We start from the raw sequence: 18,199 nt of genomic DNA, 5'->3' as shown, positions 1-18,199 counted from the left end.
TGTAACCGTGAGTGGCCGTGAGGGTTACTTGTTGGCGCCGAGCTCGATCGGCACACCGACGAGGGAGCCGTACTCGGTCCACGAGCCGTCGTAGTTCTTGACGTTCTCGACGCCGAGCAGCTCGTGCAGCACGAACCAGGTGAGCGCGGAACGCTCACCGATGCGGCACAGGGCGATGGTGTCCTTCGACAGGTCGACCTGCTCGTCCTCGTAGAGGGCCTTGAGCTCGTCGTCCGACTTGAAGGTGCCGTCGTCGTTGGCGTTCTTCGACCACGGGATGTTGCGCGAGGACGGCACGTGGCCGGGGCGCTGCGACTGCTCCTGCGGCAGGTGCGCGGGGGCGAGCAGCTTGCCGGAGAACTCGTCGGGCGAGCGGACGTCGACGATGTTCTGTGAGCCGATCGCGGCGACGACGTCGTCACGGAAGGCGCGGATCGCCTTGTTCTGCGGCTTGGCCTTGTACTCGGTCGTGGCGCGCTCGGGGACCTGCGAGCCGTCGACCAGGTCGCGGGAGTCGAGCTCCCACTTCTTGCGGCCGCCGTCGAGGAGCTTCACGTTGTCGTGGCCGTAGAGCTTGAAGTACCAGTAGGCGTAGGACGCGAACCAGTTGTTGTTGCCGCCGTAGAGGACGACCAGGGTGTCGTTCGCGATGCCCTTGCCTGAGAGGAGCTTCTCGAAGCCCTCCTGGTCGATGAAGTCACGGCGGACCGGGTCCTGGAGGTCCTTGGTCCAGTCGATCCGGATGGCGTTCCTGATGTGGTTCTTCTCGTACGCGGACGTGTCCTCGTCGACCTCGACGACGGCCACGTTCGGGTCGTCCAGGTGCTCCTGGACCCAGTCGGCGTCTACCAGGACGTCACTGCGGCTCATGCTCGTTCTCCTCCGGGGCAGTTACGGCGGGGCTGTGCGTCGGTGAGGGGTGCGACCGCGGTACGCGCCCCGGCGGTCATGGCCGCTCGGGCGGGCGTACGCGGCGCGGGGGCGGCCCCGACAGAAAAGGTCGGAGGGCCCGGCTCGCGGAAGGACGGAGCTTCCGCTCAGAAGGTGCGACAGAGCATGGCGGCGACGCGGCACAGGTCCACTGCCCGCCGCTTCGTGAGGTCCGCCTGTTGCGTCATGCCGTCGATCGTAGGGACGGAAAGCCGGACATGTCACCGGCGTGTCGCATGCTGAGACGCGATCGTCCGCGATGTGGGATGCCGGGGCGCGCGGTCTGCCCCCGCACGCCCTCCGGGCCTTGACGGCCCACGGGAACCGTGTCCCGCCGCCCGCGGATCTACTGTGCGGACGGGTCCGTCTCGCCTTTCGGACGGTCGGCCGTGCCCCGTACGCCATCGGTACGGCGGCCGACCTGCCTACTACCCGACGAGGCTGACGTCCGAACCCTTGACGTCGATGTCGACGCCCTTGGCGGCGGCCTCGACCTTGTCGAGCTTGATGCCGCCCGGCAGACCGTCGATCTTCTGCTGGAAGTCGGTGATCAGGCGGACCTTGTCCTCGGCGAGCTGCACGCCCAGGTTGGGGAGGGAGTCCGCGTTCACCACGACGTTGTCGCCCTTGACGCTGACCGAGCTGAGCACGGAGACCGGCTTGGGCAGCTTCGTGCCGAGCACGGTGGCCTCCACCTCGACCTTGATCTTGCCGTTGCCGCCGTCGGAGAGGCCGACCACCTGGGCGGTGACCCCGGTCGCCACGTCCACGGGCTCGGCCTTGGCCGCCTTGAGGAGTTCGGCGTACGAGATCGTGGCCGTGCCGGTGGCGGTGGCCGCCTTCGCGGAGCTGTAGTCGCCGGAGAACGCGACGCCCCGCATCTGGGCGGTGAGGTTGTCGATGCGGATCTTGGCGGGTATGTCGGCGTCCGTGCCGTTCGTCGCGCCGCTCGTGTCGGCCTCGTAGTCCTTGATGCCGACCTGCACCTCGTCCAGTTCGCCGCCGACCACCTGGGTGAGGAAGGGGAAGCCCTTGATCGAGACGTCCGGGGTGCTGGACAGGCCCTCGTTGGTCTTCAGGCGGTCCGCCGCCTCGTCCTCGGCGAAGCCGACGGCTACGCGGTCGGCGATGACGAAGAGGCCGCCCAGGACGATGGTCACGATCAGAAGTATTCGCAGTGCTCGCATGGTCTCCGTGTTCCCCCACCTTGGCGGTCTTCTGTGCGCGAGGGTAACCCCGTGGGGTGGCCTGCGGCCGGGGGGACCGATTTGTTGTCGATCACCTGTGACAGGGGTTGGGCGGCGCTGAGGCGTTTGCTCGCCCCCCTATCGCGCTTCGCGCTCGTCCTCAAACGCCGGACGGGCTGAAAGCGTTTCAGCCCGTCCGGCGTTTGAGGACCGGGGGTTCGGGGGCGGCGCCCCCGAGTCAGATCAGCGCGCGGCCGAGCAGGTACACCGCTGGGGCCGCCGCAGCGAGCGGCAGCGCAACCCCCGCCGTGAAGTGCACGAACTTCGACGGATAGTCGTAACTGGCGACGCGGTGCCCGACAAGGGCGCAGACACCGGCCCCCGCCCCGAGAACCGCCCCACCCGAGCCCAGATCCGTCAGCCCGCCCACGGCAACCCCCGCCCCCGCCGCCGCGAGCAACGCCACCACCACCGACACGGCCGTCGGCAACGGCAGCGCCCGCGCCAGCAGCGCCGCGGCGACCGCCGCCCCGCCCACGGTCACCGCGTCCGGTTCCGCCGCCAGGTACCCCGTAGCGATGATCGCCAGCGCCGCCGAGACGACCGTGGCCATCAGACCGAGCATCCGCTCGTCGGCCCCGGCGTGGCTGCGCAGCTGGAGGACCAGGGTCAGCAGGACCCAGACGCCGAGCGTGCCGAGGATCGCGGCGGGGGCGTTCTCGCGCCCGGCCGCGAGGAGGGCCACGTCCGCGGTGAGCGCACCCGCGAAGGCGAGCGCGATGCCCTGCCGTGCGGGCCACATCCCGTTGAGCCGGAACCAGCCCGCCGCGGTCACCGCCTGGAGGATCACCAGCGGCACGACCAGCGCGTACTGCCCGACCGCCGCCGCGCCGGCGAGCAGCAGTCCGAGGACCCCCGTCAGCACGGCCGGCTGTCCGCCGGGCTCGATGATCGGCGAACGTCCCTCGGCACGGGCGCGCTGGGCGTCGGTGACCCGGGTGTTGCCGGTGACGGTGGGCGGACCGTAGCCGGCCTCGCCTTCGGCGGGCGCGGGGTTCCCGCCGACCGGATCCTGCTGACTCGGCATCGGCTGCCCGACCACCCCGTACTGAGCCCCGGTGTGAGCCCCGGTGTGAGCCCCGTACGGCTGCTGCTGGGCCCCGTACGACGCCTCCGCCGGACCCTGCTGCGGCAGATACGCCGTGTCCGCCGCCGGCCTGACCGGTGGCTGGACCTGGGTCTCCCAGGTCCGGCCCTCCCACTGCTGGGTGTACTGCTGCTGCGCGGCGGCCTCGTCGTACTGCTGCTGACCGGGCCACCCGGCCTGCGGTGCCTGCTGCTGGTACGGGTCGTATCCCTCGTACGGGACCTGGCCCTGCCCCTGGCCCTGGCCTTGACCCTGCCCCTGGTACGGGCCCTCGTAGGGCCCCTCGTACGGCTGATCTCTCATCGTCCCGTCACCCTCCTGCGAACGGCGGGAGCACCTCGACCGTGCCGCCCTCGGCCAGCCGTACCGTCTCATGTCCGCGGGTACCCACGGGATCGCCGTCGATGAGGAACGAGCATCGCAGCAGGACGCGGGCGAGTTCGCCGGAGTGTCGCTCGCGTACCGCGTCCAGCGCCTGCGCGAGGGTCTCCGCCTCGTACGGCTCCTCGGCGACGCCTGCCGCGGCCTTGGCGGCGGCCCAGTAACGCACTGTGCCCTGTGCCATCTGGTTCCTCGATCTTCGGTCAACAGTGAAGGAAAACGGGTGACGGACCCCGTCAGGCTAGTTCCTGCCTCCGTGGACAGAACAACTAGCCCGCGTGCGCGGCGGCCCATTCCCCGATGCGGGACAGGAGTGCGTCGTCCGCCGCGTTCTCTGCGTGGCCCATGCCGTGCTCAAGCCACAGGTCCGCGTGGTCGCCGGACGCGGCGGCCAGCATCCGCGGATGGTCCACGGGGAAATAGCCGTCCCGGTCGCCGTGGACGATCAGAAGGGGCGTGGGGACGATGAGAGGGACCGATTCCACCGGGGAGGAGGGGACCGGGTCCCAATCGCGGTGATGGATGCGGGTTCGCAGGCCGTAGCGCCCGACCGCGCGGCCCACCGGTCGGGTTACCAGCCAGTGCAGGCGCCGCATAGGGGCCGTACCCCGGTAGTACCAGCGGGCGGGAGCGCTGACCGAAACCACCGCGTCCGAATGCGCCCCCGTGCGCCCCTCGTGCTCCTGCTCGCTCCTCGGGTGCAGAGCCGCGTGCCGGAGCACCACCGAGCCGCCCATGGAGAACCCGACGGTGGCCACGCGGGTGTGACCGAGTTCTCTCGCCCACTCCACCGCCGCCGTGAGGTCGAGCACCTCGCGGTCGCCGACCGTGGAGCGTCCGCCGGAGGCGCCGTGCCCGCGGAAGGAGAAGGTGACCACGGCCGCGTACTGCGCGAAGACGCCCGCCGCCCGCCGGACGTGCGGACGTGCCAGGTCGCCCGTGAACCCGTGCGCCACCACGATGACCAGGCCGGTTCTGGGTCCGGACGCGCCGGAGCCACCGGATGTACCGGATGTTCCGGATGCGCCTGACGTGTCCGATGTGTTCTTTCCGGGGTCGTACGCTGCGTCGATCGTCACCCCGTCGGCGGCGCGCAGAAACTTTCTCAGCGCCCCTCGCGAAGATCCTCCTGAAGCACTTTCCGTACATCCACCCGCCGTCTCAGGTTCTGGACGAATGAAAGATCGCGTCACATGACCTGCCGGACCTTGGCTCATGTGGGCTATTCTCCTGGGCAGAGGACTCGGGCAGCGAAGCCCCCGGGTCCTTTTGCGCTTTCTGGAGCGTTGTATACGAACGCTGTATACGACGTCTAGCAGTGCCGAAAACGTCCTCGCAGGGACCGAGGAGGAACCAGACGTTATGGGCGAGCGAACCGTGCGTGACCGTAGGACGACCCAGGTAGGTGGGGTGCGATGAGTTCTCTGCTGCTCCTTACCAATGCCCTTCAGCCGTCGACGGAGGTGCTTCCCGCCCTCGGCCTGCTGCTGCACAACGTGCGCGTGGCTCCGGCGGAGGGGCCCGCTCTCGTCGACACCCCAGGTGCCGATGTCATTCTCATCGACGGCCGCCGCGACCTCCCGCAGGTGCGCAGCCTCTGTCAGCTGCTGCGCTCCACCGGGCCCGGCTGTCCACTCGTCCTCGTCGTGACGGAGGGCGGCCTCGCGGCCGTCACCGCCGACTGGGGCATCGACGACGTGCTGCTCGACACCGCCGGTCCGGCGGAGGTCGAGGCGCGGCTGCGGCTGGCCATGGGCCGCCAGCAGATCGTCAACGACGACTCCCCCATGGAGATCCGCAACGGCGACCTCTCCGTGGACGAGGCCACCTACAGTGCCAAGCTCAAGGGCCGGGTCCTCGACCTGACCTTCAAGGAGTTCGAGCTCCTGAAGTACCTCGCCCAGCACCCGGGCCGCGTCTTCACCCGCGCCCAGCTGCTGCAGGAGGTCTGGGGCTACGACTACTTCGGCGGCACGCGGACCGTCGACGTGCACGTACGGCGGCTGCGCGCGAAGCTCGGCCCCGAGCACGAGTCGCTGATCGGGACCGTCCGGAACGTCGGCTACCGCTTCGTCACCCCGGAGAAGGTCGACCGGTCGGCTGCCGCGGGAGAGGCGAAGGCCAAGGTGGACGGGCCAAAGCCGGAGGATGCGGACGAGACGGCGCACCTCGACACGGCCGGTGCCGCGGAGGCCCCGGCGAAGGTGCAGGAAGAAGCCGTACGACCTGCCCAGCGGTAGGTCCATCCGCGTAGACTCCGCGCGTGGCCAAGGTGACTCGGGATGACGTGGCACGACTGGCGGGTACGTCCACCGCCGTCGTCAGCTATGTCATCAACAACGGACCCCGGCCGGTTGCCCCGGCCACGCGCGAGCGTGTACTCGCCGCCATCAAGGAGCTGAGTTACCGCCCGGACCGGGTCGCCCAGGCCATGGCGTCCCGGCGTACCGACCTCATAGGCCTGATCGTGCCGGACGCGCGCCAGCCCTTCTTCGGGGAGATGGCGCACGCGGTCGAACAGGCCGCGTCCGAGCGCGGAAAAATGGTGCTCGTCGGCAACTCCGACTACGTCGGCGAGCGCGAGGTCCACTATCTGCGGGCCTTTCTCGGTATGCGGGTCTCGGGGCTCATCCTCGTCAGCCACGCGCTGAACGATCTGGCCGCCGCCGAGATCGAGGCGTGGGACGCGCGGGTGGTGCTGCTGCACGAGCGGCCCGAGGCGATCGACGACGTCGCGGTCGTCACGGACGACGTGGGCGGGGCGCATCTCGCCACGCAGCACCTCCTTGAGCACGGGTACGCGTACGTGGCCTGTCTCGGCGGTGTCGCGGAGACCCCCACGGTCGGTGACCCGGTCTCCGACCACGTCGAGGGGTGGCGGCGGGCGATGCACGAGGCGGGGCGCTCCACCGAGGGCCGCCTCTTCGAGGCGCTCTACAACCGGTACGACGCGTACCAGGTGGGGCTCCGGCTGCTGGCCGGTCCCGATCGGCCGCCGGCGATCTTCTGTTCCACGGACGACCAGGCGATCGGGTTGCTGCGGGCGGCTCGGGAGCTGCGGATCGATGTGCCGGGGGAGTTGGCTGTCGCCGGGTTCGACGACATCAAGGAAGCGGCGTTGACCGATCCGCCGCTGACCACTATCGCGAGCGATCGGTCCGCGATGGCTCGGGCGGCGGTTGATCTGGTGCTCGATGACGGGTTGCGGGTCGCCGGCGCTCGGCGGGAACGGTTGAAGTTGTTCCCGTCCTCCTTGGTGGTGCGGCGCAGCTGTGGCTGTTAGCGCGGCGCGTCGACGCCTGCCACTGTCGCTCTAGAACAGCAAGTTGTACTGGTTGAAGCCTGTGCCCAGGCTGGTGCGGGTGGCGAACAGGTCCGACGAGGCCTTGTTCGTGCCGCGGTACAGCCAGAGCTTGCCCGCCGAGTCGCGGGTCATGACGTCGGCGATGCCGTCGCCGCTCACGTCGCCGCTGGAGACGTACGAGGTGAAGTTCCAGCCGGTACGGGCCTTGATGCGGGCCGACCAGGGGGTCCTCTCCTTGCCCGTGCCGCGGTAGAGCCACAGCGTGCCGTCCGTGGAGCGGACGAGCAGGTCGGGCTTGCCGTCGCCGGAGAGGCAACCCGCCGTTTCCCCGGAATCACCGGGCTCCGGCGCCTTTATATCGGGCATACGACGTTCTGTCGGGCTTCTCAGGGAGCACTCAGGGAGCTCTCATCGTCGGGCGGCAGAGTCTTACTCATGACCGAGAGCTTCCGCCGCAGCGGCGAGTACCCCCAGGGCGACCAGCAGCAGTCCGCGTACTCAGGACAGCCGTACGAGCAGTCGCACCAACAGCAGTACGCCTCCTCCGTGAACCCGGAGTGGCCGCCTCCGCCGGCCTACCAGCCGACTCCGGGCGCAGCCGCGCAGGGCGGTGCTCCCACCGCTCTCCTCACGGAGCCCGTCTCCTCCGCTCCGACCGCGCCCCGCAAGCGCGCCAAGGGCCCGCTGGCCCTGCTGGCCGCCGTGGCGATCGCCGCCGCGGCCGTGGGCGGAGGTACCGCGTACGCCTTCCAGGAGCTGACCGGCAACGACACCGCGGCCGGCAGCGCCACCAGCACCAATGTCGTGGCCGCGAGCAAGAAGGGCACGGTCGCCGGGGTGGCCGAGGCGGTCAGCCCGAGCATCGTCGAGATCAGCGCGACCTCGAACGCGGGCTCCGCCACCGGTTCCGGCGTGGTAATCACGACCGGCGGCGAGATCATCACCAACAACCACGTGATCTCCGGCGCCTCGCAGATCAAGGTGCAGCTGAGCAACGGCAAGTCGTACACCGCGAGCGTCGTCGGCACCGACAGCAAGAAGGACCTCGCGCTGATCGAGCTGAAGGACGCGCCGTCGGGTCTGACCCCCGCGACGCTCGGCGACTCCGACGCCGTCAAGGTCGGTGACGGGGTCGTGGCGATCGGCTCCCCCGAGGGCCTGACCGGCACCGTCACCAGTGGAATCGTCTCCGCGCTCGACCGGGACGTCACCGTCTCCACGGACGAGAGCCAGGGCCAGCAGCAACAGCAGGGCGGCGGAAGCGGCAGCGGAGGCAGCGGTCAGTGGCCGTTCGAGTTCGGCGGCCAGGAGTTCAACGGCGACACCGGCTCGTCCACGACGACGTACAAGGCCCTGCAGACCGACGCGTCCCTCAACCCGGGCAACTCCGGCGGCGCGCTGATCGACATGAACGGCAACATCATCGGCATCAACTCCGCGATGTACTCGGCCGCCACGGACTCCTCGTCCTCGTCGAGCGCCGGCAGCGTCGGCCTGGGCTTCGCCATCCCGGTCAACACCGTCAAGGCCGACCTGGCCTCGCTGCGGTCCGGCGGCTCCGACAGTTGAGCCGACCCTGATCCGGCCCACCCCTGAGCCGGCCCCACCCCTGAGCCGCCCGAGCAGACCCCGGAGGTCGTCATGCAGATCAAGCAGGTCAAGCACACCGAGACCGTGCCCCACACCCTCGCCGGCGGCGACCCGGCCGGATTCGCCCTCGCCCTCGCGGTGGCCCACGAGCTGCACGCGCCGTCGCCCCGCGCGCCCGAGATGGCCACGGCGCGGGCTCCGCGCGGCACCGCCCGCCGGAGCGGCGCCGCGGCCCGCGCCCGCCGTGCCGTACGGGGCTGATCCCTCGCCCTGCGGGCGGCTCTACGAGAACAGCCCTGAAACGTGCGAGGCTGAAAGCGCCCCGACCACGTCCCACCGCACCCGAGGAACTGACCGCGATGAGCCCCGCCGAAGGCGACCGTGAACCCCAGCGCATCCTGATCGTCGACGACGAGCCGGCCGTGCGCGAAGCACTCCAGCGCAGTCTCGCCTTCGAGGGGTACGACACGCAGGTGGCCGTCGACGGCGCGGACGCGCTGGAGAAGTCCATCGCGTACCAGCCCGACCTGGTCGTCCTCGACATCCAGATGCCGCGGATGGACGGCCTGACCGCCGCCCGCCGGATGCGCGGCGCGGGCACGACGACGCCGATCCTCATGCTCACCGCCCGCGACACGGTCGGCGACCGGGTCACCGGACTCGACGCGGGCGCCGACGACTACCTGGTCAAGCCGTTCGAACTGGACGAGCTGTTCGCGCGGGTACGGGCCCTGCTGCGGCGCAGCTCGTACGCGGCTGCCGCGGTCGGCGCCCCGGCGGACGACGCGCTGGCCTTCGGCGACCTGCGCATGGACCTCGCGACCCGGGAGGTCACGCGCGCCGGCCGCCACGTCGAGCTGACGCGCACGGAGTTCACCCTGCTGGAGATGTTCCTGGCCCATCCGCGCCAGGTCCTCACGCGGGAGCAGATCCTGAAGGCGGTCTGGGGCTTCGACTTCGAGCCGTCGTCCAACTCCCTGGACGTGTACGTGATGTACCTCCGCCGCAAGACCGAGGCGGGCGGCGAGCCGCGTCTCGTGCACACGGTGCGGGGTGTGGGGTATGTCCTGCGGTCGGGCGGGGCGGAGTGAAGAGGCTCGTACGCCGGTTCACCTCCCTGCCGATCCGGGCGCGGCTGTCCCTCCTGGTGGCGGCGGCGGTGGCGTTCGCGGTGGCGGCGGTGTCGGTGACGTGCTGGTTCATCGTGCAGAGGAAGCTGTACGACCAGGTCGACAACGACCTGAAAGCGGCCGCCACGCCTCAGCCGCACTCACAGGTCGAGGCCGCCCTGGAGAACTGCACCCAGACACCGCTGCCGAAGAACGACGACTTCGGCGCCCGGGACATCTACTACCTGCAACTGATCAAGGCGGACGGGACTCCCTGCGTCTCGGCGAACTCCGAAGGCACGGTCACGGTCACCGGCGACGACACCGACGTGATCAAGAACGCGGACAGTGAAGACGGAACCTTCCGCAGCGGAACCGACACCGACGGAAACGCCGTACGCATCCTGACGGTTCCCCTGACCGTCACCCAGGGCCCGAGCCGACCGCAGCTCTACCCCGACACCGCCCTCCTCGTCGCCGTGCCCCTCAAGAGCACCCAGGGCACCCTCAACGACCTGGCCCTCGTCCTGCTCCTCGTCTCCGGTATCGGAGTGCTCGGCGCCGGCGCCGCAGGACTCGCGGTCGCCCGTGCCGGTCTGCGTCCGGTCGACAAGCTCACCGAGGCCGTCGAGCACGTGGCCCGCACCGAGGACCTCTCCGTGCGCATCCCCGTGCAGGAGGAGAGTGAGGACGAGATCGCCCGGCTCTCCCGGTCCTTCAACTCCATGACCGCCTCGCTCGCCAACTCCCGTGAGTTGCAGCAGCAGCTCATCGCGGACGCCGGTCACGAACTGCGCACGCCCCTCACCTCCCTCCGTACGAACATCGAGCTGCTCACCCGCAGTGAGGAGACGGGCCGGCCCATCCCCCCGGCGGACCGCAAGGCGCTGCTCGCCTCGGTGAAGGCGCAGATGACCGAACTGGCCGCACTCATCGGCGACCTGCAGACGCTGTCGCGGTCGGACGCGGGCACGCCGGCCGACCGTGTGCAGGTGGTCGCGCTCCAGGACACCGTGGAGTCGGCCCTGCGCCGGGCCCGGCTGCGTGGCCCGGAGCTGACGATCACGGCGGACGTGCACCCCTGGTTCGTCCGGGCGGAGCCCACCGCGCTGGAGCGGGCGATCGTCAACATCCTCGACAACGCGGTGAAGTTCAGCCCCGAGGGCGGAGCGGTCGACGTCACCCTCAGAGGCGGCGAACTGACCGTACGGGACCACGGTCCGGGCGTGCCCGCCGACGAACTCCCCCATGTCTTCGACCGCTTCTGGCGCTCCCCGAGCGCCCGCGCACTCCCCGGCTCGGGCCTCGGCCTGTCCATCGTGGCGCGTACGGTCCAGCAGTCGGGCGGGGACGTGGCGTTGAGCCCGGCCCCGGACGGCGGCACGATCGCGACGATCCGCCTCCCCGGCGCCCCGACTCCGCCGCCCACACCGGACGGAGACTGACCGGGGACTGCCCGGACCTCAGCCTGCCTGGCCGGACATTCACTGCCAGAAGATCTCCAGCACCACGATCTGCGGATCCTCGATGCGCCGCTTGAAGAGGTAGACCAACCAGCCTTTGTAGTTGTCGAAGTACAGAATGCGGGATCCCTTGGGATCAGTGGACTGGACCGGTACGACGCTGATCGTTTCCGGCAGGCCGGCATCGGCATCGATCCCTCGGAAGTACGGGTCCGGTGCGGTGACCAGCTCCGCGCGGGCCTCGTCAACCATCTTCCGCACGTGCTCGGGCAATGCGTCACGGCCCGCGAGGGCATCGAGCCGCCAGTCCATCTGCCAAGGCGGCCCCATGAACGCGCCGGTCACTCGCCGGGCTCCAGATCCCGCGTCCTGTAGCGGATCTTCGCCACCTCTTCGAGGAGGGCCTGGGCCTCGGAGAAGTCGTCGGACTCCTCCGCACGGCGGTACAGATCCCGCACGTGGGCGTCGAGCCCCGGGTCACGGACGATCGCGTACTCGCACCACCAGCGGGCCACGAAAGCGGGCACAGGGCCGAGGTCGTACGTGTCGGCGATCGCGCGCTTCCAGTGCTTGTCGAAGTCCGGGAGGAGGTGGGGAGCGTCCTCCGCGAGGGCTCTGCGCAGCGCCTTCGGGGTCCGCTCGGGCATAGGGGGGAGCACCGCGTCGGGTTCCGCAGCGTGAGCAACCATGACCGGTGTCCTCCTTCGACGCGTCGTGTCTACGACCATAGCCGCGCTCACCGCCCCCACGCGGATTGTGCGCGCGGCTGCTCCGCCGAGGGTTCTGTGGTCATGATCTCTGCCATGGCAGCACCCTGACTGGACCGCCCGCCTTCCCGTACGGGTTTCCCGCCCGCTTCACCCGCCGGGATTCAGGTCCGCCCCACGCTTGACGCCCTCCGTGAACGCGGCCCAGGAGGACGCCGAGAAGGTCAGCGGGCGTGCGGCCGGGGTCTTGCTGTCGCGGACGGGGACGAGGCCGGGGTAGCCGTCGGCGACCTCGACGCAGTTGTTGTCTCCCCCGTCGCTGTACGACGACTTCCGCCAGGCAGCGGTGCTGAGGTCGGGAGTCACGCCGACTCCCGCACCTTGCTCACGAACGACGCCCATGAGGCCATGCCGAACACGACCGCCGGACCGTTCGGGGTCTTGCTGTCGCGGACGGGGACGAGGCCGGGGTAGCCGTCGGCCACCTCGACGCAGTTGTTGGCCCCTCCGTCACTGTAGGACGACTTGCGCCACGCGGCGGTGCTGAGGTTGGGGGTGCGCTTCATGATCTGTGTTCCTCCAGAACGCCCCTGATGAACGCCAGCGAGTCCGACGGGGGCAACGCCAAGTCTCGGAGCCGATCGTAGGACAAGCGGTGCCGCAGGACCCCGTCCGGTTCGTCGATCAACTCCCCACCGCCGTTGCCTTCCTTGTAGGCAACGGCACTTCCGTTCTGTTGCCACAGCAGGGTCAGTGATCCGTCCATGAGGTGGTGCACTCCGGTGGCGAAGGGAAGCACTTGCAGGACAACGTTCGGCCACAAGGCCACGGCTTCGATACGGAGCAGCTGGTCGTCCCAGGTCTTCGCGATGGCAGCGGGGCGCCGGAATGCGTACTCGTCGATGATGAAGCGGACGTCGGGTGCCGGGTCCCGGCGCAACAGGAGCTGCCGTCCCATACGCGCGGCCACCTGTTCCTCAATTGCCTCGGTGTTGCCAACCGTTGTCTGGGCGCCAGACAACATCCCGCGCGCGAACTCTTCGGTCTGCAACAGTCCAGGCACCCCGGGCGTGAAGATGTGCATGACCCGAGCCGTCGCCTCCAGCCGCATGAACTCCTTGTACTTGTCCTTGAAGGCGTCGTGCCGTGCCACCTTCCACAGCTGAACCAGCAGGTCACCGGACCCGTAGTAGCGGTCGAGTTCTTGCATGACCGCCATCTTGGACAGTCGCTTACCCCCTTCCAGACGGCTCAGATAACTCTTGTCGTACGCCGTCTCCTGAGCCAGTTGCCCCAGCGACTTACCGGCCTTCTCCCTCAGGTGCCGAAGGGTCCGGCCCAGTCCCGCGAGCCCCGACTCCCCTTCAACGTCAACGCGTTCGTCCACGTCACCCCTCACCGTTGTCGGGGCGCCCAGACAACGGGCGCCCCCTTCCGCAGCGTACGTCCAGACAGTGACGATGTAGGCACGAACGGTAATCACCGCTCGTCAACGCCCCTGTTCACACCACTAGGAGCTCAGCCATGTCTGGACCCGGTACGAAACTCTGCGAGTTGCTGTTGCGCCTGCTGTTGCCCGCCCGGGGCCGGCATCGAGCGGCACCCGCTGTGCCCGGGTGTCGCTGCGGGCTCACCCCGGTGCACGCGTGAACGGCCCGCTGCGTCTGCTGCCCTGGACGACCCCGGAGGGAAAGCCCTGCTACCTGAGTACGGACAGTTCGGCGAGCAGGCTCTCCCTCCTCGCCGATGACGTGGAAGCGGCGCAACTGGACTCCGGCGAACAGGTCCTCGCGGGCGCCAGGGCCGTACTCGCCGACCCCAAGGCAGGCGAAGGCGAAGTGCGCTTCGCGCTCACCAGGTCTTTGGAGTGTCTGCGAGACGTACTCCGCATCGCGGCGAGCCGGGGAGCGCGGGTGCCCTGACTACCGGGCGGCGGCAGGCTCAGCAGTGGCTGCCCCGCCGTGACCGGTGCTCTCTCCCCGGCCCTCCGGCGTCGCCGCCAGGCTCTGCTGGAGGCGCAGATGGCAGAACTCGTAACGCGCCCCCGACTGCCGCAGCACCCCGCGGCGGTGCGCCTCCTCCAGGAAGGTCATGAGCCGCCAGGGGGCCCGGCCGGTCAGGGCCAGCCAGATTCTGGCCGGGCCCAGGCGGCCCCAGGCGCTCAGCGCGAGCGCGGACGTGCCGAACTGGACCCACACCTCGGTGTGCATGGTGCCCAGGGTGCCGCCCGGTGGCATCGCCGAGATCAGCGCCAGGCAGACCCCGCCCGTGAGGAGCGCGGCGATCGCGCTCCTGGCGAGCGTGGCGTCCCGGTCGGTGCGCAGGGTGCTGAGCGGACCGGCCGCGCGCATGGTGTCGGACGGGGTGTTCAGGGCGCGGTAGACGCCGGAGGCGCAGCCCCCGATGGCACCGATCAGGACGCCGAACGCCACGAACGGGCCCACCGCGTCGAGAACGACGGCCCCGGGCGAACGGTGTACGAGCCAGACCCTGGCCTCGTACGGCAGGGCGAGTACCAGGTTGTGGGCGTCGACCGACTTGCCCTTCCAGGCGCGGGGACCGCTCTGCCACACGGTCGTCCAGCCGTCCTGCTCCTCCTCGCGGATCGCCACCGTCCCCTCGAACGTCCCGAGTCTCTCGTCCCGCGAGATCCGCGCGCCCGCCTTCACGGCGAACGGCTCGTCCAGCCCCGTACGCCCCACCAGCCAGAACTCCTCCCGCACGACCGAGTGGACCGAGCGCTCGCCGTCGGCCGTCCGACGGAGTTGCCAGCCTCCGATCACCTCACCGCTCGCGCGCGGCTCGGCCGACTGGATCCGGTACGCGGCGAACGCGCCTGCCACGCAACCCACGAGCGCCCCCACGCAGACGCCGATGAGCGTGCAGACCACGAAGCCCCGGAGCAGTCCTCTGCCGAAGCCGCGCAGTACCGCGCCCGGGCCGGTGTACGGCACCGCCGTCCGCTCCCCGCGCCGCAGTCCGGCGAGGAGGAGCAGCAGCCCCGCGCCGAGGCAGGTGAGAGCGGGGACCACCGCCGTCTGCCGCGAATAGCCGTAGATCGCGAGTCCGGCGAAGACCACGACGGCACCGAGCGCGCGTACGGTCCGCGGACCGCTCGGGCTGCCCGCCCACGGCAGGCCCATCGGGAGAGGGCGTCGGGGCAGACCGGCGACGCCGAACATCATCGACAGGATCAGCCCGAAACAGCAGCCGTTGAGGAACCAGGCGGGCCTTCGGGTGAGCACCGCGCCGAGCCGGGAGCCGACCAGGGGTGGTACGAGCAGGCCCATGCCCACCGCCACCACCGTCGCGGCGGCGGCCATCGTCAGGGCCAGCCGCGCCAACTGCCGTGCCCCCTGCGGACTCCGCGCCGTGGCGGGCAGCAGCAGGGTCAGTCCGAAGCACAGGCCCAGCAGGATGCCCGCGTAGTTGAGGACGGCGGACGGCACGGTGTCCCAGTTCGCGACCACTCCACGTCCGTACCTGGCCAGCGGCACCAGCAGCGCCGCCGAGGCGAGCAGCGCCAGCACGGCGGGGCCGAGCACGCGCAGTGCCGGGGGCATCGCCGCCGGGAACTCCCACCAGGCCAGCCGCCAGGTGCCCTGGTGGCCGAAGTCGCGGGCGAGCCGGCGAAGCCAGCGGTGGGCCGCGTCCGGGCTCCATCTCATCTCCGAGCTCAAGGCCGCGTCCGGGTCCCAGGTGCCGCGGCCCGGGCCCGCCGCGCCGAAGGCCGCCGGGACGAAGGCGTTCAGCAGGTGTTCCTCGACGTCTCCGGCCGTGCGGAAGCGGCCGGTGTTCCGCAGTTCGGCCGGGTCGCGCGAGGTGTCCCCGTAGACCGTGCGGGCCAGCGCCACCATCAGCGGTGACGTCATGACCTCCGCCAGGGGCGGGGGCGGGTCCGCCAGGACCGGTGCCCAGGGGGTGGCGCCGTGCGGGTCCGGCCGGGCGGTGTCCTCCAGATAGCGGCGCGCGGTGGCGAAGTCCAGCGGTCGCATGCGGACGACTTCGGCGGCGGTCAGTACGTCGCCACTCCGCACGGCCCGGGCCCAGACCTCCGTACGGCAGGTGAGCAGGACGGGCAGCCGTTCGTCGAGTTCGGCGTTGAGGCGTCGCAACGCCACCTCGTGCGCCGGGGCGGGCAGCTCGTCGAAGCCGTCCAGTACGGGCAACAGGAGGCCCGCGTCCAGCAGTTCGCGTGCCATGGTGCGCTCGTCCGTGACGGCGGCCAGCGGCCGGTACTCCGCGGCCAGCCGCTCGGCCAGCCAGTCGCGCAGGGCCATGGAACGGGGGTCCCAGCCCGCCAGGGGGAACAGCACCGGCACCGGGTCGTCGGGCTGCCGGGCGGCGAGCGCCCCGAGCACGAACCGCACCGCGAGGACGGTCTTGCCCGCCCCCGGGTCGCCCAGTACGACCAGCCGCCGGGAGGGAAGCGCCATGAACGTCTCGACGATCCGGTCGAGCCGCTGGTCACCGTCGCGCGGCTCCGGCAGCGCGACCCCGTGCCGCGACTCCCCCGGCTCCCGCGGCTCCCCCGGCTGACCGAGCCCACCGGGCCGCCGGGCGTGGTGGGGCCGGTCGGCGAGCGGCGGGCCGACGCGGAACCAGCGCACGTTCAACGGCTCCGGGTCCTGCAACCTCCGCAGCCGCGCCTCCGCCTCCCACTGGAGCCGTACCGCGTCGGCGAGTTCGTCGGCCGCCCGCTGCCGCCGCTCGGCGCCGGTGCCGGGGTCCGCCTCCTCCCGCAGCAGGTCGGCCAGGAAGGCGCCGACCGAGACGAGCGCCGAGACCGCGGAGATCCACATCGACGTCCGGTCGGGACCGCCGCCGCCCGCCAGCGCGACGGCCAGTGCGAGCAGGGCCGCGGCGCCCATGCCCAGCCCGACCCGCCGTTGTACCCGTGCACCCCGCATGACCCGCCCCCGTGTTCACACCCGGCCGTCCAGGGATGAACGAGGCGGCGGGCGGTCGCGTACCGGCACAGCAGCCACCCGGGGCAGGCGCGCGGAAGCATGACGGGAGCACATGCCAGAGCCCGGCGACCGGCACAGGCACGGTCGCCCTCGGCTCCGCCCCCGCCGGTAGCCGGTAGCCGGTAGCCGGTAGCCGGTAGCCGGTAGCCGGTAGCCGTGCCAACGCACTTGGCCGGTCACCCTGCCGCCCCGCACCCGGCCGGTCTCCGTTCCCCGGCAACCTTTCGCCCACGGGTAGCGACCAGGAACCGACCGGCTCCCCCCACCCCCACACGAACGGAAGCCGCCCGTGACTGTGAACCGCAGCAAGGCCCGCCCCCGCAGGCTGAGGACCGCCGTGGTCGTCGGCATCCCGCTGGCCCTGGTCGCCTCCACCGCGAACGCGGCGAGCGGCGCCGAAGCCGACGCCGACGCCGACGCCGGAGTCCATGCGCGGGCCGCCGCGGCCACCACCCTCACCGTCGCCAAGGACGGCAGCGGGATGTACGCGACCGTGCAGGCCGCCGTGAACGCCGTGCCCGCGAACAACGCCTCGCGCGTCGTGATCTCCGTCAAGCCGGGCACGTACCGCGAGTTGGTGAAAGTCCCGTCGAACAAACCGCACGTGACCGTCCAGGGCAGCGGCGGCAGCCGCAAGGACACCGTCATCGTCTACAACAACGCCGCGGGGACCGCGAAACCCGGCGGCGGCACGTACGGGACCAGCGGCAGCGCCACCGTCGCCGTCGAGGCCGACGACTTCCAGGCCCGCAACCTCACGCTCTCCAACGACTTCGACGAAGGCGCCAACCAGAGCCTGAGCGGTCACCAGGCCGTGGCCCTGCGTACCGCCGCCGACCAGGTCTTCCTCGACGGCGTGATCGTCGAGGGCGACCAGGACACCCTGCTCCTCGACACCGCCGCCAAGGAGAAGCTCGGCCGCGTCTACGTCCGCAACTCCTACGTCGTCGGGAACGTCGACTTCATCTTCGGCCGCGCCACCGCCGTGATCGACCAGTCGGTGATCACCCTGAAGAAGCGCTGGGACGGCAGTTCGGCCGGGTACATCACCGCCCCCAGCACCGCGGCCGACCGCAAGGGCATCCTCGTCAACCGCTCGACCGTCAACGGCGACGTGTCCGCCGGGACCTTCCACCTCGGCCGCAACTGGCACGCGGGCGGCGACGCGACCCTCGATCCGCAGACCACCGTCCGCGACTCCACGCTGAGCGCGGCCGTGAAGTCGACCCCGTGGGTGGACATGGGCGGCTTCTCCTGGAAGGACGACCGTTTCGCGGAGTACAGGAACACCGGTCCCGGCTCGGGCGCCGCGAGCACGGACCGACCACAGCTGACCGACGCCCAGGCCACCGGCCAGGAGGTCGCGGACTGGCTCGGCACCTGGACCCCGACCGCCTCCTGACCCGGGCAG

20 protein-coding genes and 1 pseudogene are annotated in these 18,199 nt (G+C 70.7%); 8 read left to right on the top strand and 13 right to left on the bottom strand.

Annotated features, from left to right (window positions below):
* Positions 1-24 precede the first annotated feature (24 nt).
* The 6 genes from ACIOKD_RS37510 to ACIOKD_RS37485 form a co-directional block, all read right to left on the bottom strand.
* Complete coding sequence (locus tag ACIOKD_RS37510; RefSeq protein ID WP_402092600.1) at positions 25-870, bottom strand: sulfurtransferase; 846 nt, start codon at positions 868-870, stop codon at positions 25-27.
* A gap of 167 nt (positions 871-1,037) precedes the next feature.
* The gene (locus tag ACIOKD_RS37505; protein ID WP_356537092.1) at positions 1,038-1,118 is read right to left on the bottom strand and encodes an Ms5788A family Cys-rich leader peptide; all 81 of its coding nucleotides are present in this window, start codon (positions 1,116-1,118) and stop codon (positions 1,038-1,040) included.
* A gap of 240 nt (positions 1,119-1,358) precedes the next feature.
* Positions 1,359-2,117, bottom strand: coding sequence for a DUF2993 domain-containing protein (locus ACIOKD_RS37500; protein ID WP_402092598.1), 759 nt, complete (start codon positions 2,115-2,117; stop codon positions 1,359-1,361).
* A 238-nt stretch (positions 2,118-2,355) separates the two neighbouring features.
* Positions 2,356-3,567, bottom strand: coding sequence for a hypothetical protein (locus tag ACIOKD_RS37495; RefSeq protein WP_402092597.1), 1,212 nt, complete (start codon positions 3,565-3,567; stop codon positions 2,356-2,358).
* Positions 3,568-3,574: 7 nt separating this feature from the next.
* Positions 3,575-3,829, bottom strand: a complete 255-nt coding sequence (locus tag ACIOKD_RS37490; RefSeq protein ID WP_402092595.1) for a MoaD/ThiS family protein — start codon at positions 3,827-3,829, stop codon at positions 3,575-3,577.
* A gap of 85 nt (positions 3,830-3,914) precedes the next feature.
* On the bottom strand, positions 3,915-4,862 hold the full coding sequence (locus tag ACIOKD_RS37485; RefSeq protein ID WP_402092594.1) for an alpha/beta hydrolase family protein: 948 nt from the start codon (positions 4,860-4,862) through the stop codon (positions 3,915-3,917).
* Between the two features lie 198 nt (positions 4,863-5,060).
* Here ACIOKD_RS37485 and ACIOKD_RS37480 point away from each other — a divergent pair, with 198 nt between their 5' ends.
* Together ACIOKD_RS37480 and ACIOKD_RS37475 are read left to right on the top strand one after the other, a co-directional pair.
* On the top strand, positions 5,061-5,885 hold the full coding sequence (locus ACIOKD_RS37480) for a winged-helix domain-containing protein (RefSeq protein ID WP_402092593.1): 825 nt from the start codon (positions 5,061-5,063) through the stop codon (positions 5,883-5,885).
* Positions 5,886-5,908: 23 nt separating this feature from the next.
* Complete coding sequence (locus tag ACIOKD_RS37475; RefSeq protein WP_402092590.1) at positions 5,909-6,928, top strand: LacI family DNA-binding transcriptional regulator; 1,020 nt, start codon at positions 5,909-5,911, stop codon at positions 6,926-6,928.
* 30 nt (positions 6,929-6,958) lie between these two features.
* Here the strand turns inward: ACIOKD_RS37475 and ACIOKD_RS37470 are convergent, their stop codons facing one another.
* Positions 6,959-7,315, bottom strand: coding sequence for an FG-GAP repeat domain-containing protein (locus tag ACIOKD_RS37470; RefSeq protein WP_402092588.1), 357 nt, complete (start codon positions 7,313-7,315; stop codon positions 6,959-6,961).
* Between the two features lie 69 nt (positions 7,316-7,384).
* On the opposite strand from ACIOKD_RS37470, the gene ACIOKD_RS37465 reads away from it, so the two are divergent.
* The 4 genes from ACIOKD_RS37465 to ACIOKD_RS37450 all read left to right on the top strand — a co-directional run bounded on the left by ACIOKD_RS37465 (position 7,385) and on the right by ACIOKD_RS37450 (position 11,093).
* Positions 7,385-8,518 (top strand): S1C family serine protease, encoded by a 1,134-nt coding sequence (locus ACIOKD_RS37465; protein ID WP_402092587.1) that lies wholly within the window; start codon positions 7,385-7,387, stop codon positions 8,516-8,518.
* A 72-nt stretch (positions 8,519-8,590) separates the two neighbouring features.
* Complete coding sequence (locus ACIOKD_RS37460; RefSeq protein ID WP_402092585.1) at positions 8,591-8,800, top strand: hypothetical protein; 210 nt, start codon at positions 8,591-8,593, stop codon at positions 8,798-8,800.
* 98 nt (positions 8,801-8,898) lie between these two features.
* Positions 8,899-9,630: a response regulator transcription factor gene (locus tag ACIOKD_RS37455; protein ID WP_402092584.1), complete on the top strand. Its 732-nt coding sequence runs from the start codon at positions 8,899-8,901 to the stop codon at positions 9,628-9,630.
* Positions 9,627-11,093, top strand: a complete 1,467-nt coding sequence (locus tag ACIOKD_RS37450; RefSeq protein WP_402092583.1) for a sensor histidine kinase — start codon at positions 9,627-9,629, stop codon at positions 11,091-11,093. The genes ACIOKD_RS37455 and ACIOKD_RS37450 overlap by 4 nt, the downstream gene beginning before the upstream one ends.
* A gap of 39 nt (positions 11,094-11,132) precedes the next feature.
* Here ACIOKD_RS37450 and ACIOKD_RS37445 read toward each other — a convergent pair whose 3' ends face one another.
* From ACIOKD_RS37445 to ACIOKD_RS37425, 5 genes are all read right to left on the bottom strand, one after another.
* Positions 11,133-11,456, bottom strand: a complete 324-nt coding sequence (locus tag ACIOKD_RS37445) for a hypothetical protein (protein ID WP_402092582.1) — start codon at positions 11,454-11,456, stop codon at positions 11,133-11,135.
* Positions 11,453-11,800, bottom strand: a complete 348-nt coding sequence (locus ACIOKD_RS37440) for a DUF6247 family protein (protein WP_402092581.1) — start codon at positions 11,798-11,800, stop codon at positions 11,453-11,455. Before ACIOKD_RS37440 ends, ACIOKD_RS37445 begins: the two co-directional genes overlap by 4 nt.
* Positions 11,801-11,968: 168 nt before the next feature.
* Positions 11,969-12,220 carry a DUF397 domain-containing protein gene (locus ACIOKD_RS37435; protein WP_402092580.1) on the bottom strand — a complete coding sequence of 84 codons (252 nt, stop codon included), beginning with the start codon at positions 12,218-12,220 and terminating at the stop codon, positions 11,969-11,971.
* On the bottom strand, positions 12,181-12,384 hold the full coding sequence (locus ACIOKD_RS37430; RefSeq protein WP_402092579.1) for a DUF397 domain-containing protein: 204 nt from the start codon (positions 12,382-12,384) through the stop codon (positions 12,181-12,183). Before ACIOKD_RS37430 ends, ACIOKD_RS37435 begins: the two co-directional genes overlap by 40 nt.
* A complete protein-coding gene (locus ACIOKD_RS37425) occupies positions 12,381-13,205 on the bottom strand; it encodes a helix-turn-helix domain-containing protein (protein ID WP_402092576.1) in 825 nt (274 codons plus the stop codon). The genes ACIOKD_RS37430 and ACIOKD_RS37425 overlap by 4 nt, the downstream gene beginning before the upstream one ends.
* A gap of 259 nt (positions 13,206-13,464) precedes the next feature.
* On the opposite strand from ACIOKD_RS37425, the gene ACIOKD_RS37420 reads away from it, so the two are divergent.
* On the top strand, positions 13,465-13,740 hold the full coding sequence (locus tag ACIOKD_RS37420) for a hypothetical protein (RefSeq protein WP_402092575.1): 276 nt from the start codon (positions 13,465-13,467) through the stop codon (positions 13,738-13,740).
* On the opposite strand, the gene ACIOKD_RS37415 is transcribed toward ACIOKD_RS37420, so the two are convergent.
* Positions 13,741-16,728: an NACHT domain-containing protein gene (locus ACIOKD_RS37415; RefSeq protein WP_402092572.1), complete on the bottom strand. Its 2,988-nt coding sequence runs from the start codon at positions 16,726-16,728 to the stop codon at positions 13,741-13,743.
* 493 nt (positions 16,729-17,221) lie between these two features.
* Between ACIOKD_RS37415 and ACIOKD_RS37410 the strand changes: the two are divergent.
* Positions 17,222-18,190 (top strand): annotated as a pseudogene (locus ACIOKD_RS37410) (pectinesterase family protein); the annotation flags it as partial.
* Positions 18,191-18,199: the final 9 nt, after the last annotated feature.

The organism is Streptomyces sp. NPDC087844, assembly GCF_044742785.1.
Lineage (GTDB): Bacteria > Actinomycetota > Actinomycetes > Streptomycetales > Streptomycetaceae > Streptomyces.
This window is presented reverse-complemented; position numbering and strand designations above follow the sequence as displayed.

What these genes read in the sequence shown, in the direction of transcription:
- ACIOKD_RS37485 (WP_402092594.1), bottom strand. Translation starts at nt 4,862, where the DNA reads ATGAGCCAAGGTCCGGCAGGTCATGTGACGCGATCTTTCATTCGTCCA.
- ACIOKD_RS37470 (WP_402092588.1), bottom strand. Translation starts at nt 7,315, where the DNA reads ATGCCCGATATAAAGGCGCCGGAGCCCGGTGATTCCGGGGAAACGGCG.
- ACIOKD_RS37435 (WP_402092580.1), bottom strand. Translation starts at nt 12,220, where the DNA reads ATGGGCGTCGTTCGTGAGCAAGGTGCGGGAGTCGGCGTGACTCCCGAC.
- ACIOKD_RS37500 (WP_402092598.1), bottom strand. Translation starts at nt 2,117, where the DNA reads ATGCGAGCACTGCGAATACTTCTGATCGTGACCATCGTCCTGGGCGGC.
- ACIOKD_RS37510 (WP_402092600.1), bottom strand. Translation starts at nt 870, where the DNA reads ATGAGCCGCAGTGACGTCCTGGTAGACGCCGACTGGGTCCAGGAGCAC.
- ACIOKD_RS37440 (WP_402092581.1), bottom strand. Translation starts at nt 11,800, where the DNA reads ATGGTTGCTCACGCTGCGGAACCCGACGCGGTGCTCCCCCCTATGCCC.
- ACIOKD_RS37430 (WP_402092579.1), bottom strand. Translation starts at nt 12,384, where the DNA reads ATGAAGCGCACCCCCAACCTCAGCACCGCCGCGTGGCGCAAGTCGTCC.
- ACIOKD_RS37495 (WP_402092597.1), bottom strand. Translation starts at nt 3,567, where the DNA reads ATGAGAGATCAGCCGTACGAGGGGCCCTACGAGGGCCCGTACCAGGGG.
- ACIOKD_RS37415 (WP_402092572.1), bottom strand. Translation starts at nt 16,728, where the DNA reads ATGCGGGGTGCACGGGTACAACGGCGGGTCGGGCTGGGCATGGGCGCC.
- ACIOKD_RS37460 (WP_402092585.1), top strand. Translation starts at nt 8,591, where the DNA reads ATGCAGATCAAGCAGGTCAAGCACACCGAGACCGTGCCCCACACCCTC.
- ACIOKD_RS37490 (WP_402092595.1), bottom strand. Translation starts at nt 3,829, where the DNA reads ATGGCACAGGGCACAGTGCGTTACTGGGCCGCCGCCAAGGCCGCGGCA.
- ACIOKD_RS37480 (WP_402092593.1), top strand. Translation starts at nt 5,061, where the DNA reads ATGAGTTCTCTGCTGCTCCTTACCAATGCCCTTCAGCCGTCGACGGAG.
- ACIOKD_RS37455 (WP_402092584.1), top strand. Translation starts at nt 8,899, where the DNA reads ATGAGCCCCGCCGAAGGCGACCGTGAACCCCAGCGCATCCTGATCGTC.
- ACIOKD_RS37465 (WP_402092587.1), top strand. Translation starts at nt 7,385, where the DNA reads ATGACCGAGAGCTTCCGCCGCAGCGGCGAGTACCCCCAGGGCGACCAG.
- ACIOKD_RS37505 (WP_356537092.1), bottom strand. Translation starts at nt 1,118, where the DNA reads ATGACGCAACAGGCGGACCTCACGAAGCGGCGGGCAGTGGACCTGTGC.